At 65.9% G+C, this 12,877-nt stretch carries 15 protein-coding genes and 1 tRNA gene; 10 read left to right on the top strand and 6 right to left on the bottom strand.

Features of this window, described 5'->3' with window-relative positions; all coding sequences use genetic code 11:
• Positions 1–32 precede the first annotated feature (32 nt).
• From Tchl_RS10080 to Tchl_RS10060, 5 genes are all read left to right on the top strand, one after another.
• On the top strand, positions 33–1,310 hold the full coding sequence (locus Tchl_RS10080; protein ID WP_075149683.1) for a glutamate-5-semialdehyde dehydrogenase: 1,278 nt from the start codon (positions 33–35) through the stop codon (positions 1,308–1,310).
• 21 nt (positions 1,311–1,331) lie between these two features.
• Complete coding sequence (locus Tchl_RS10075) at positions 1,332–1,823, top strand: methylated-DNA--[protein]-cysteine S-methyltransferase (RefSeq protein ID WP_075148283.1); 492 nt, start codon at positions 1,332–1,334, stop codon at positions 1,821–1,823.
• 119 nt (positions 1,824–1,942) lie between these two features.
• Complete coding sequence (xerD, locus tag Tchl_RS10070; RefSeq protein WP_075149682.1) at positions 1,943–2,839, top strand: site-specific tyrosine recombinase XerD; 897 nt, start codon at positions 1,943–1,945, stop codon at positions 2,837–2,839.
• Positions 2,840–2,911: 72 nt separating this feature from the next.
• Entirely contained in the window at positions 2,912–3,400 is a 489-nt protein-coding gene (ybaK, locus tag Tchl_RS10065) for a Cys-tRNA(Pro) deacylase (protein WP_075148282.1), read from the top strand.
• Positions 3,401–3,582: 182 nt separating this feature from the next.
• A complete protein-coding gene (locus tag Tchl_RS10060; protein ID WP_075148281.1) occupies positions 3,583–3,942 on the top strand; it encodes an H-NS histone family protein in 360 nt (119 codons plus the stop codon).
• An 80-nt stretch (positions 3,943–4,022) separates the two neighbouring features.
• On the opposite strand, the gene Tchl_RS10055 is transcribed toward Tchl_RS10060, so the two are convergent.
• On the bottom strand, positions 4,023–4,397 hold the full coding sequence (locus Tchl_RS10055; protein ID WP_075148280.1) for a dihydroneopterin aldolase: 375 nt from the start codon (positions 4,395–4,397) through the stop codon (positions 4,023–4,025).
• Positions 4,398–4,551: 154 nt separating this feature from the next.
• On the opposite strand from Tchl_RS10055, the gene plsY reads away from it, so the two are divergent.
• The gene (gene plsY, locus Tchl_RS10050; RefSeq protein WP_198159029.1) at positions 4,552–5,145 is read left to right on the top strand and encodes a glycerol-3-phosphate 1-O-acyltransferase PlsY; all 594 of its coding nucleotides are present in this window, start codon (positions 4,552–4,554) and stop codon (positions 5,143–5,145) included.
• Positions 5,146–5,232: 87 nt separating this feature from the next.
• Here plsY and tsaD read toward each other — a convergent pair whose 3' ends face one another.
• Complete coding sequence (gene tsaD, locus Tchl_RS10045) at positions 5,233–6,267, bottom strand: tRNA (adenosine(37)-N6)-threonylcarbamoyltransferase complex transferase subunit TsaD (RefSeq protein ID WP_075148278.1); 1,035 nt, start codon at positions 6,265–6,267, stop codon at positions 5,233–5,235.
• Positions 6,268–6,404: 137 nt separating this feature from the next.
• Here tsaD and rpsU point away from each other — a divergent pair, with 137 nt between their 5' ends.
• From rpsU to Tchl_RS10025, 4 genes are all read left to right on the top strand, one after another.
• A complete protein-coding gene (gene rpsU, locus Tchl_RS10040) occupies positions 6,405–6,617 on the top strand; it encodes a 30S ribosomal protein S21 (RefSeq protein ID WP_004260978.1) in 213 nt (70 codons plus the stop codon).
• A gap of 151 nt (positions 6,618–6,768) precedes the next feature.
• Positions 6,769–8,625: a DNA primase gene (dnaG, locus tag Tchl_RS10035; RefSeq protein ID WP_075148277.1), complete on the top strand. Its 1,857-nt coding sequence runs from the start codon at positions 6,769–6,771 to the stop codon at positions 8,623–8,625.
• A gap of 49 nt (positions 8,626–8,674) precedes the next feature.
• Positions 8,675–10,672, top strand: a complete 1,998-nt coding sequence (rpoD, locus tag Tchl_RS10030; protein ID WP_075148276.1) for an RNA polymerase sigma factor RpoD — start codon at positions 8,675–8,677, stop codon at positions 10,670–10,672.
• Positions 10,673–10,877: 205 nt separating this feature from the next.
• Positions 10,878–10,956: transfer RNA gene (locus tag Tchl_RS10025), tRNA-Ile, on the top strand.
• 264 nt (positions 10,957–11,220) lie between these two features.
• Here Tchl_RS10025 and Tchl_RS10020 read toward each other — a convergent pair.
• The 4 genes from Tchl_RS10020 to Tchl_RS10005 all read right to left on the bottom strand — a co-directional run bounded on the left by Tchl_RS10020 (position 11,221) and on the right by Tchl_RS10005 (position 12,582).
• On the bottom strand, positions 11,221–11,598 hold the full coding sequence (locus tag Tchl_RS10020; RefSeq protein WP_075148275.1) for a hypothetical protein: 378 nt from the start codon (positions 11,596–11,598) through the stop codon (positions 11,221–11,223).
• Positions 11,599–11,865 carry a hypothetical protein gene (locus Tchl_RS10015; RefSeq protein ID WP_075148274.1) on the bottom strand — a complete coding sequence of 89 codons (267 nt, stop codon included), beginning with the start codon at positions 11,863–11,865 and terminating at the stop codon, positions 11,599–11,601. It abuts the gene before it with no gap.
• Positions 11,862–12,017 carry a hypothetical protein gene (locus Tchl_RS17765; protein WP_157110115.1) on the bottom strand — a complete coding sequence of 52 codons (156 nt, stop codon included), beginning with the start codon at positions 12,015–12,017 and terminating at the stop codon, positions 11,862–11,864. Before Tchl_RS17765 ends, Tchl_RS10015 begins: the two co-directional genes overlap by 4 nt.
• A 229-nt stretch (positions 12,018–12,246) precedes the next feature.
• Positions 12,247–12,582, bottom strand: a complete 336-nt coding sequence (locus Tchl_RS10005) for a hypothetical protein (protein ID WP_075148272.1) — start codon at positions 12,580–12,582, stop codon at positions 12,247–12,249.
• Positions 12,583–12,877: the final 295 nt, after the last annotated feature.

Genomic DNA, 12,877 nt, shown 5'->3' with positions numbered 1-12,877 from the left:
CCCTGCGCACCTTGAAGCCGAAAGACACCGAGATGGACATCCACGACTACATGCACACCCTGGGCCGCCAGGCCCGCGCCGCCTCGCGCCGGCTCGCCGCTGCGACCACCGGGGACAAGAACGCGGCCCTCCTCGCCATGGCGGGCGAAATCCGCGCCCGCCGCAGCGAGCTCCTCGCGGCCAACGCCCGGGACCTCGACGAGGCCCGTGCCAGCGGCCTCGAAGCGGCGCTCATCGACCGCCTGACCCTGAACGAAAAAGGCATCGAGGCGATGGCCGCGGGGCTCGAACAGATCGCCGCCCTACCCGACCCGGTGGGCGAGATCACCGACGTCAAGCGCCGCCCCTCCGGCATCCAGGTGGGCAAGATGCGGGTGCCGCTGGGCGTGATCGGGATCATCTACGAAGCCCGCCCCAACGTCACCGCCGACGCCGCGGCGCTGTGCCTGAAGTCGGGCAACGCCGCGATCCTGCGCGGCGGCAAGGAGGCGATCCAAGCCAACCGCGCGATTGCCGCCTGCGTGCGTGCCGGACTGGTTGCCGCCGGCCTGCCCGAGCACGCGGTGCAGGTGGTCGAGACCACCGACCGCGCCGCGGTCGGCGAACTGATCACGATGCCCGAGTTCGTGGACGTCATCGTCCCGCGCGGCGGCAAGGGCCTGATCGAACGCATCTCCAAGGACGCCCGGGTGCCGGTGATCAAGCACCTGGATGGCAACTGCCACGTCTATATCGACGATGAGGCCGACCCCGCCAAGGTCGTGCCGATCGTCGACAACGCCAAGACCCAGCGCTACGGCACCTGCAACACCGCCGAATCGCTGCTGGTGGCGCGCGACGTCGCCGACCTCTACCTTCCCGCGATCGGTCATATGCTCGCCGCCAAGGGGGTGGAGATGCGCGGCTGCGCCGAATCGCTCGCGCTGTTGCGCGAAGCCGGAGTGGAGGCCGGCAGGCTGGTCGCTGCCACCGAGGCCGACTGGCGCGAGGAATACCTTGCCCCGATCATCGCGGTGAAGGTCGTCGCCGACATCGACGAAGCGATCGCGCACGTCAATGCCTACAGCTCCGGCCACACCGAGGCGATCGTCACCGAGAACTACACCCACGCGATGCGCTTCCTGCGCGAAGTCGATTCGTCCTCGGTGATGGTCAATGCCTCGACCCGCTTCGCCGACGGCTTCGAATACGGCCTGGGCGCCGAGATCGGCATTTCCACCGACAAGATCCACGCCCGCGGTCCGGTCGGGCTGGAAGGCTTGACCAGCCAGAAGTGGATCGTGTTCGGCAACGGCGAAATCCGCCGCTGAGCGCGTTCCACGGCTGCTCCGATGACGAACACCCACCCTCCTTGCGATGACGGTTTCGATGCCGTGATCGCCCTGCCGTTCGGCCCCTTCGGCATTCGTGCCGGGCAGGGGACGGTAAACGAGCTGGTGTTCCTGCCGCCTGGCACGCCACTGCTGGCGCCGCGCAACGATACCGCGGGTGCGGCGGCGCACGGGCTGCGAGTCTGGATCGAGGCCCCGGACCTTCCCTTCCCAGTTCCCCTGGCCCGCTGCGGCACCCCGTTCCAGCAGCGGGTCTGGGCACAGATCAGCGCGATCCCGCCCGGCCGCACCGCCACCTACGGCGAACTCGCCACCCGCCTCGGCAGCGCCGCACGGGCGGTTGGCCAGGCCTGCGGGGCGAACCCCTTTCCGCTGATCGTTCCCTGTCACCGCGTCACCGCAGCGAGCGGCCCCGGCGGCTTCGCCAACGCCCGCGACGGCTGGTTGCTGCAGGTCAAGCGCTGGTTGCTGAGGCACGAAAGCGCGCAGTGAGCACCTCCGGCCCTGCGCCGATCCAGCACCCCGGTAGCCGACGCACGCCGGGAAAGCCGGCGGCACCGAAACGCCGCCCGGCGACCGCCGGTGACCGCCCGCCATCGCGCGAATCGGGACTGCAGCCAGCGCACCGCAGCGAGCTCGACCGCTTCGCCGACACGCTGTGGCTCGAGCACGGCCTGGCACCGAACACCCTGGCCGGTTACCGCAGCGACCTGGCCCGCTTCGCCGCCTGGCTGGAAGAGCGCGGCCGGCTCCTGCCCACGGCCGATGCCGGCGCGCTGGCCGGCTATCTGGCCGAATTCAGCCGCAGCGCCAGACCGGCCAGCCAGCGCCGCCTGCTCGCGGCCTGGCGGCGCTATTACCGCATGCTGCTGGGGAACGGCGAGATCGGCGACGATCCGACCCTGCTGCTGGATTCGCCGATGGCCGCCGAACGCTTCCCCAAAACCCTCAGCGAAATCCAGGTCGAAGCCCTGCTGGGCGCGCCCGATATCGATACGCCGCAAGGCCTGCGCGACCGCTGCATGGTGGAAGTGCTCTACGCCACGGGCCTGCGCGTTTCCGAACTGGTCGGGCTGAAGGTGTTCGCGGTCGGGCTCAACGAAGGCGTGCTGCGGGTGATGGGCAAGGGCAGCAAGGAACGCCTGGTTCCGCTCGGAGAAATCGCCGCCGACTGGCTGTTGCGCTATACCGCCCAGGCCCGCCCTGTCCTGCTGGCGGGGCGCAGCTGCGACGAAGTGTTCGTCACCCGCCTGGGGCGCGGCATGACAAGGCAGATGTTCTGGCGCATCATCAAACACTACGCCATGAGCGCAGGCATCGCGCGCGAATGCATTTCCCCCCATACGCTGCGCCATGCCTTCGCTACTCATTTATTGAACCACGGCGCCGATTTGCGCGTAGTGCAATTACTGCTGGGGCACGCGGACATTTCGACCACGCAGGTCTATACCCATGTTGCGCGCGAGCGCCTCAAGCAACTGCATGCCGCACATCATCCACGCGGCTGATTACCCATACCGGCCCCGGGGCATTTGCCCGGATACGGGCGCCAGTGGAATTTCATCGTCCTGGCAGGAACCATGAGCAAACGCGAAACCCATCCTCCCGAAACGCCGGCCACGCGTTTTTTGCGCCAGCGGGGGATCGCCTTTTCCAGTCATTTGTACGATTACGAAGAACACGGCGGAACCGCCGTTTCGTCGCGCGAACTCAATGTCAGCGAGCATGCCGTGATCAAGACGCTGGTCATGGAGGACGAAAAGGCACAGCCGCTGATCGTGCTGATGCACGGCGACTGCAAGGTATCGACCAAGGAACTCGCCCGCCAGATTCCATGCAAGCACGTCGAGCCGTGCAAGCCGGAAACGGCCAATCGCCACACCGGCTATCTGGTCGGCGGCACCTCGCCCTTCGGCACCCGCAAGCAGATGCCTCTATATATGGAGCGCACCATTCTCGATCTGCCGCTGATCTACATCAACGGCGGGCGCCGCGGCTTTCTGGTCGGCATCCACCCTCACGACCTGTTGCGCGCCCTGCAGCCAAAACTAATTCAAGCGGCCAATTGAACGGAAGGCGAATCGTTGAATTCCGCTTTTCAGACACAGAATCGGGGCAACATGTGTCCTTTTCAGCGAAAATGCATTTTCAATTCCATTGAAGCAATGGCAAAATCACGACAAATCGAATGCCGGGATGCATCCCTGATACCGGCATAATCGGTTTCATCAATTGCCTCAACGGAGAAATCATGGATCTATCCAGTTACACCTTGCCCGAACTGCGTCGCCTGCAGGCCCGAATCGAAAATGAAATCCGCCGCCGCAGCGACACTACCCGCCGCACCCTGCTCAAGCGCATGCAGAAAATGGCGGCTGACGAAGGGCTGACGCTGGACGATCTGCTCGAAGCCACGGCACCGGTTGCCGAAGCCAAACCTGCCGCCAAACGCGCCCGTCGCGCCCCCGGAAAGAAGACGAAACCGGCAAGCGTGGTCAAATATCGCAACCCGGCCAACCCGGATCAGGGCTGGAGCGGCCGCGGGCGCAAACCGCAATGGGCGCTGGACTGGATCGCCCAAGGCAAGTCGCTGGAAGAACTCGCCGCCTGAGGCGCGCGCCAGCGGGCAGAAAACCACAGCGCGACACCTGCCGTTGGCCGCGCTCCGGACTGACTCCGGAGCGCGGCTTTTCATGCCGTCGGCGGCACGACCACGCCCGCCCGGCTGCGCTGGATATACACCCCGACCCGGCGCACATCCTTCATTACCCCGATCTTGGCCACCTTGAGCTTGACCCAGGGAGCGCCGAATTCTTCGAATAACATTCGAACGACATATTCACCGAGACTCTCGATGAGATTGAAATGGCGCTCGCCGAGCTCGCGCCGGATGCGCGCCGCGACCTCTGCATAATCGATGGTGTCGCCGATGTCGTCATGCTCCGCCGCCGAATCGGGGACGCCGAAGGTCAGATTGAGCTCGACGGTCTGCGGCCCGGTCTTTTCGCGTTCGTAAATGCCGACCCAGGCCTTGACGCGCAATTCCTCGATGAAGATGAAATCCATGCTGCTTCCCGTTTAGAATCGCTGCGATTCTAACGTGCCTGCCCGGCTCCACCACAATGCTTCACGCACCGGGCAGCCCTGACCCTGCACGCGCGCCGCACGCGCACCTCACAATCTTTCGACCCGCCCCGAACTGCCGGGCGCTGGAGCCATGATGTCGCTGCTACTTCTTCTCCTTGCCGCATACCTGCTCGGCTCGATCCCCTTTGCCATCGTCACCAGCAAGCTGTTCGGCCTGCAGGACCCGCGCCGCTACGGCTCCGGTAACCCGGGCGCGACCAATGTGCTGCGCAGCGGCAACAAGGCCGCGGCAGCATTGACACTGCTGGGCGACAGCCTGAAAGGCTGGCTGGCCGTATGGGCGGCCGGAGAGCTCGGATTCGACATCGGCCAGGCGGCCCTCGCCGGTCTTGCCGCATTTCTCGGCCACGTCTTCACCGTGTTCCTGCGCTTCAACGGCGGCAAGGGCGTCGCCACGGCGCTGGGCGTGCTGGCCGGGGTGGATGGCCGGATTGCGATCTTCTGTGCGGTGATCTGGCTGATGATCGCCTACACCTCACGCTACTCGTCGGTGGCGGCGCTCTCGGCGGCGGTGGCGGCGCCCCTCGCCGGCCTGCTCTTTCTCGGCCCGCAACCGGCGGTAGCGGCCCTGGCGGCGATGGCGGCCGTGCTGATCTGGCGGCACAAGGCGAACATCGTCCGCCTGCGCGCGGGCACCGAAGGCAAGATCGGCGGCGGCAAAGGCTAGGACCCGGCCCGCGAGCGGGGCAGGCCCAACCAGGACGGGGCCCATTCCCCCCGGCAGCGGGGCGCGTGCCGCGTGCCGCACGTCCCTTCAGGCGGCCGGAGGCCGCGGCGGGCGCAACTCGGCGAGCGGCCAGCGGGGGCGAATGCTCACCGTCGCGATCTGCGCCCCGCGCTCGCCCGCGGCAAAACGCAGCGCGCCAGCGAACGCGATCATCGCCCCGTTATCGGTGCACAAGGCCGGCTCGGGGTAATGCACCCGCCCGCCGCGCCGTGCCAGCGCCGCATCCAGAGTCTCGCGCAAACAACGGTTGGCACCCACGCCACCGGCCACCACCAGCGTTTTCAGCCCCACCTTTTTCAGCGCGGCGAGCGCCTTCGCGCACAGCACCTCAACCACCGCCTGCTGGAATTCGGCCGCCAGGTCTGCAGCCTGCCCAGACTGCCAGTCCGGCGCCGACACCACGTTGAGCACGGCCGTCTTCAGCCCGCTGAAGCTGAAATCGAGATCGCCCGAATGCAGCATCGGCCGCGGCAGGCGGAACCGCCCCGGCCGCCCCTGCTCGGCCAGCTTCGCCAGCTGCGGCCCGCCGGGGTAGCCGAGACCGAGCAGCTTGGCCGTCTTGTCGAACGCCTCGCCGGCGGCATCGTCGACCGACTCGCCCAGCAGCGCGTAGTCCCCCACCCCGCGCACTCGCATCAGCTGGGTATGCCCCCCCGAGACCAGCAGGGCGACGAAGGGAAAGGCAGGCGGATCGGCAGCGAGCAGCGGCGACAGCAGGTGACCTTCGAGGTGGTGGACCGGCAACACCGGAATGCCGCGCGCCAGCGCGAAGGACTCGGCCACGCTCGCACCGACCAGCAGCGCCCCCGCCAGCCCCGGCCCCGCGGTATAGGCGACAGCGTCGATCTGGTCGACATCCATCCCGGCTTCAGCCAGCGTCTGCTTGACCAGCACCGGCAGGTGGCGGATGTGGTCCCGCGAAGCAAGCTCCGGCACCACGCCGCCATACACCGCATGGAGGTCGATCTGCGAATGCAGCTTGTGCGCGAGCAGCCCTGCTCCGGTGTCATAAATCGCCACCCCGGTTTCGTCGCAGGAGGTTTCGATGCCGAGAACTTTCATGGGGTGAACCTGCTTGATTCGGTGCCGCATTCTAACCGCAGGCCAGCCCGCTGCGGTCGCCGCGGCTCTTGCCATATCACCCGGTCTCGTTTATATTTGCGGTCTTTCTGCCCACCAGACACCCAAGGAAGTCCGCAATGCCCGGTATCCGCGTCAAGGAAAACGAGCCGTTCGAGGTTGCGATCCGCCGCTTCAAGCGCACCATCGAGAAGACCGGTGTGCTGACCGAGCTGCGCTCGCGCGAGTTCTATGAAAAGCCCACTGCCGAACGCAAGCGCAAGCTGGCCGCTGCCGTCAAGCGCAACCACAAGCGCCTGCGCAGCCAGATGCTCCCGCCGAAGCTGTACTGATTCTCCTCGCACCCGCACTGCGGGCTGCCTTGCACGCCGGCCGAAGGTTTTCAGACCCTCGCCCGGCGTGATGCTTTTCTGTGTTCGCCTCCGGCATGGCCGTCGCCTCCCGCCCTAGCCCCCTCCATCCGCGGCCCCGGCTGCGCGCTCAATGATCCCCCAGTCCTTCGTTCAGGAACTGCTGTCGCGCATCGACATCGTCGATGTCATCGAACGCCATCTGCCGCTGAAAAAGAGCGGCGCGAACTACTTCGCCTGCTGCCCCTTTCACGGCGAGAAATCCGCCTCGTTCTCGGTCAGCCCCTCGAAGCAGTTCTATCACTGCTTCGGCTGCGGCGTACACGGCAGCGCGATCGGCTTCCTGATGGAATACAGCGGCCTCGGCTTCATCGACGCGGTTAAGGAGCTCGCCGGCCAGGCCGGCCTGCAGGTCCCGGACGACGGCCGCGGCGCCAGGCCACAGGACGACGGCAGCGAGCGCCTGTACGCGGCCATGGCCAGCGCCGCGCGCTTTTACCGCGAGCAGCTCAAGCACGCCCCCCCTGCCATCGCCTACCTGAAGCGCCGCGGCCTGTCAGGCGAGATCGCCGCACGCTTCGGCCTCGGCCATGCGCCTGACGAGTGGCAGGCGCTGCAGCGCGTTTTTCCCGACTACCCGGCAAAAACCCTCGCCGAGGCCGGACTGGTCATCGACAACGACCAGGGCCGGCGCTACGACCGCTTCCGCAACCGCATCATCTTTCCGATCCACGATCGCCGCGGCCGCATCATCGCCTTCGGCGGGCGCGTGATCGACGGCGGCGAGCCAAAATACCTGAACTCGCCCGAGACCCCGCTGTTCGAAAAAGGGCGCGAACTCTACGGTTTCTTCCTGGCACAAAAAGCGATTCGCGACAGCGGCTTTGCGGTGGTGGTGGAAGGCTACATGGATGTCGTCGCCCTCGCCCAGTACGGCATCGAAAACGCCGTCGCCACCCTCGGCACCGCCACCACGGCGCAGCACATCCACACCCTGCTGCGACACGTCGACCGCATCGTATTCTGCTTCGACGGCGACACCGCCGGGCGCCGCGCCGCCTGGCGGGCACTGGAGAACGCGCTCGAATCCCTGCGCGACGATGCCACGCTGGCGTTCCTGTTCCTGCCCGCCGAGCACGACCCCGACTCCTTCGTGCGCGCCCACGGCGCCGACGCCTTCCGCCAGGCAGCCACTGCCGCCACCCCGCTGGCGAGCTTCCTGATCCAGGAACTGGCAGGACGCCACCCGCTGGAGAGCGCCGAAGGGCGCGCCGCCTTCGTGCACGAGGCTGCCCCCCTCGTCACCCGCATCGCGGCGCCGCTACTGCGCCTGCAGGTGGTGAAATCGGTCGCGGAAAAAAGCGGCCTCACCCAGACAGAAGTGGAAGAGGCGTTCGGCGCTATCGCCACGCGCACCGCGCACCGGCGCAACCGGGATGAAACACCTCCCGCCCCGCCGCCACCCGACGCCCCTTCCCCGCGCAGTTCCGCCAGTGCGCCACGCCGAACGGCGCCGAACCGGCTTCGCTCATTCGGCCGGCGCAAGCCCCCCTCCACCATCGGCACCCTGCTGCGCCTGATCCTCCAGCACCCCACCTGGGCCGCCCGCCTGCCGGTGGACCTGATCCCCGATCACGGCGCCGAAGGCTGCGCCCTGATCGCCATCATCGACATGCTCAGCCTCGGCGAACCGCTTCCCGCCGGCGGCCTGGGCGCACTCATCGAACATTTCCGCGACACCCCGCACTACGACACGCTGTCGAAAGTCGCCGCGGAACTCGTCGAGACCGAATTCGACGAAGGGGTGATCGAGCTCATTTTTGAAGACACCTTACGCAAGCTCAGTGCCGACAGTCTGACAGCCGAGATCGATGCACTGCTGCAAAAAGACCGCGAAACCGGTCTCGACAGTGCCGCACGGCACCGCCTTGCAGAACTCCTGCTCGAGAAACGGAAGCTGTCGAGCGGCGGAAACACCCCCGATCTATAGTACAATTTCGGGTTTCTCCATTTTCTTACACCCTCACCTGAGGAGTGCCATGGCACGCGAAAAAGCCAAGGATCCGCGCAAGGACGGCGCCAGCAAGAGCCGCTCATCCAAAGCGAAGGACAAGGTCGCCCAGGTCGTCGAAAACCCCGTCGTCGCGCCACTCGACGCCGAGGTGCGACGCACCCGTCTGAAAACCCTGATCACGCTCGGCAAGGAGCGCGGCTACCTGACCTATGCCGAGATCAGCGACCACCTGCCCGACGATGTTGCCGACGCGGAACAAATCGAAGGCATCATCGCCACCTTCAACAACATGGGCATCCAGGTCTACGACGAGGCCCCTGCGGCCGAAGACCTGCTGATGTCCGACAGCGTCGCGGCCAACGTCGACGAAGACGTCGCCGAAGAGGAAGCCGAACAGGCGCTGTCCTCGGTCGACTCCGAATTCGGTCGCACCACCGACCCGGTACGCATGTACATGCGCGAGATGGGCACGGTCGAACTGCTCACCCGCGAAGGCGAGATCGAGATCGCCAAGCGCATCGAGGACGGCCTCAAGCACATGGTGCAGGCCATCTCCGCATGCCCGACGACGATTGCCGAAATGCTCCAGATCGTCGACCGCATCGCCCGCGACGAGGCGAAGATCGACGAGCTCATCGACGGCCTCATCGACCCCAACGCCAACGGCGAGGAAGCCGCCGAGGATGACAGCGACGACGACGCCGGCAGCGCCGCCATCGGCACCGACGACGACAGCAGCGACAGCGACGACGACAGCGACGACGATGACGAGAGCAGCGCCGAGAGCGCCAATGCCGCATCCCTGCTGCAGCTCAAGAACGACGCCCTGGCCCGCTTCGAAGTGATCCGCGCGCTCTACGTCGAAAAGATGGCAGCGCTGGAGAAGAAAGGCTCCCAGGACATCGTCTACCTCGCCCTGCAGCAACAGATTTCCGACGAGTTGCTGAACATCCGCTTCACCGCCAAAGCCATCGAGCGTCTGTGCGACTCGGTACGCCACATGGTGGAGCAGGTGCGCGCGCACGAGCGCCAGATCCTGCAGCTGTGCGTCGACCGCGCCGGCATGCCGCGCCAGCACTTCATCAAGATTTTCCCCGGGCAGGAAACCAAGCTCGACTGGCTCAAGGACGAGATCGCCGCCGGCAAGAACTACGCCGAAGGCCTGATGCGCATTCACCCCGCGGTGCTCGAAGAGCAGCAAAAGCTCATCGACCTGCAGGACCGCATCGGCATCCCGCTCAAGGAACTCAAGGACATCAACCGCCAGATGTCCACCGGCGAAGCCAAGATGCGCCGCGCCAAGCGCGAAATGACCGAAGCCAACCTGCGCCTGGTGATCTCGATCGCGAAGAAGTACACCAACCGCGGCCTGCAGTTCCTCGACCTGATCCAGGAAGGCAACATCGGCCTGATGAAGGCGGTGGATAAATTCGAATACCGCCGCGGCTACAAGTTCTCGACCTATGCCACGTGGTGGATCCGCCAGGCGATCACGCGCTCGATCGCCGACCAGGCGCGCACCATCCGCATCCCGGTGCACATGATCGAGACGATCAACAAGATGAACCGCATCAGCCGCCAGATCCTGCAGGAAACCGGCCTCGAGCCCGACCCCGCGACCCTGGCCGAGAAAATGGAGATGCCCGAGGAGAAGATCCGCAAGATCATGAAGATCTCCAAGGAACCGATCTCCATGGAGACGCCGATCGGCGACGACGACGACTCCCACCTGGGTGACTTCATCGAGGACACCGCCACCCTGGCTCCGGCCGAGGCGGCAATGTACTCCAGCCTGCGCGACGCCACCGGCGAAGTGCTCGACTCGCTCACCGCACGCGAGGCAAAAGTGCTGCGCATGCGCTTCGGCATCGAGATGAACACCGACCACACCCTGGAAGAAGTCGGCAAGCAGTTCGACGTTACCCGCGAGCGCATCCGTCAGATCGAAGCCAAGGCCCTGCGCAAGCTGCGCCACCCGAGCCGCTCGGAAAAATTGCGCAGCTTCCTCGACAGCGACGCGTAAACACGCCGCATCCGCGCCCGGTCGCATCGTCCGCCGGGCGCGCAGCGGCGTTTAGCGCTGGGGACTCGCAATCCCTGTGCTCGAGGCGACGAGTAAAAGCCGGACTGCCATGTTTCAACGACGTCCACGCCACTACCCGAGGCGCATGGGTCGGAAAAATTCCTGAGATGGCCCACTCCCGGGCTGTTCCAGGAAATGCAATTACGGGCCTCTAGCTCATGCCTGGTTAGAGCAGCGGACTCATAATCCGTTGGTGCTGGGTTCGACTCCCAGGGGGCCCACCAGTTACATCAAGCACTTACGCCAATCCTTCGGGGTTGGCGTTTTGCTTTCTGGGGAACGGGGAACGACTGGGGAACGAATAAAAACACACCCCCCGATCGTCAAGGGCACCCCCGCCTGTCCGCCTGCCAAAGGGAAAAGCCCCACGCCGGCTTTTCTGGAAACGGCGTGGGGCTTTTCGGGGCGCCCCGGAGCCAGGGGGGGCAGGTGTGGACGTCCAGGACCACACACCAGATCAGGGTACGCGAACCTCGGCGGGGTTCAAGTCACACCAGACCGCGCGATGGCAGTTTGCGGCGGATCTTCTGCTTCGCCCGGACGAGGAACGGGTGAAGGTCGCGCCCGGGAAACCGCGTGCCAAGGTAGTACGAGCTCAAAGCCGCACGCTCCATCGGCTCGAGGTCATCGACAATCGCCTCCATCGCGTAGCCGGCCAGGTTGTCGACCCCCTCACACATATCCTCGAAGGCGACTTCTCCGCGGCTGCCACCCGATCGGAAGGCGACCGAGCGCGATGGATAGCCAAGGTGGTCCTCGGCCTTCCACGCCCGCATGTGCCGGCGCCACTGGTCGGGGTAGCGCTCCACGGGGTCTATCTCGCACACCTCGCGGGTGAGCACGATACCGATGGTGCGCCCGCCCATTTATGCGGCCTCCGCGAGCTGGGGCACCTCCTCGCGCAGGCGGCGGCGGAAGATGGCCAACACGTCGCGCGGATCCAGCCCGACCGGGCGGCACAGGCGCCGGGTCATCGGCCCCGCGCGCAGCAGGTCGAGATAGGCGGCCGAGCGTTCGCCGGCGCGGTCGTCGCTTCGGCGGGCGTACTCGAGCGCATCCTCGAACAAGAGCTGCAGCGCGGCAGCCCACAGCGAGAAGTAAGGGGTGGCCAGTACCTGATTGATCGACTTCAACGTCTTGCCCTCCTGATGGCTTCGTGGGTTTCAAATTCAGCAAGCGGCGCCCACTCCTCGGCGGCATCGACGCCACTGAGGAGTGCGTTCTCGTAGCTCGCGGTCAGCCGGTGCGCAGCATGGCGGATGGTCGCCTCGGTCGGGTCTTCCACGACGATGCGCAGCAGGCCTTCGAGGTGGCGGCCGTGGTGCGCTGGGCGATGGTCGGGTTCAGGTGCGGCGGTGCGCCCTCGAATTCAACCATCTGCTGCCGGAGCTTCACCACGCGCAGCTTGTGGGCGCGGATGGCGTTCGTGATGGAACCGATCTCGACCGGGTCGAGGCGGCGGCGGGCGCGCAGCAGGGAGCGCTCGAGCAGGTCGAGGCAGTAGTGCTGGAGCGTCAGCTCGGTGTCGGGCGCGACGGGGCGGGTGCGGTGGCGGTGCGCGCTTCGAGTGCATCGAGGATGCCAGCCGACGGGCCGGTCAGGTCGAAGCCGTTCTGGCCGGTGGCGAAGCTCGCCACCTCGTTCGCCAACTCCTGCAGCGCGGCACGAGAGAAGCCGTGCAGCGTGCTCGCCTCGCCGTGACTCCAGAGGTGGCCGAGGATCCGCTCCTCGAGCAGCGCGGCCATCTCGCTGTTGTACGCGGCGTCATCATTGGGCGAGAGCATGATCAGCGGCCAGGCAGGGGCGCTGTCGGTCGGTGCTGTGGCGGTCGCAATCGTTTTTCTGTTCATGGGTGGCTCCGGGACTGAGGGGGTGAACGACGAAGCCCCGCGACCTTTCGGTGGCGGGGCTTCGTTTTCGCTGGACGCGTGTGTCCGGCGACAAGTCTACGACGTTTTCTCGATCAGGTGGGCGTCTTTTTTCGCTCTTCGTGCCTCGTTCTGCTGTGAAAGTGAGCGCAAATCACCTTTATCGTTATGGTTCGCGCTGGCGGGGCCATCCTTACCGAAACCTTACCGTTTCGACCTTGGCGGAACCTTGGTGTGATCGTGATGTGGCAGTGCGACTCGATGCGTACTTCGCTGC

This window comes from Thauera chlorobenzoica (assembly GCF_001922305.1).
Taxonomy (GTDB): domain Bacteria; phylum Pseudomonadota; class Gammaproteobacteria; order Burkholderiales; family Rhodocyclaceae; genus Thauera; species Thauera chlorobenzoica.
Note: the sequence above shows the minus strand (reverse complement) of the source record. Positions and strands in the feature narration are given on the sequence as shown.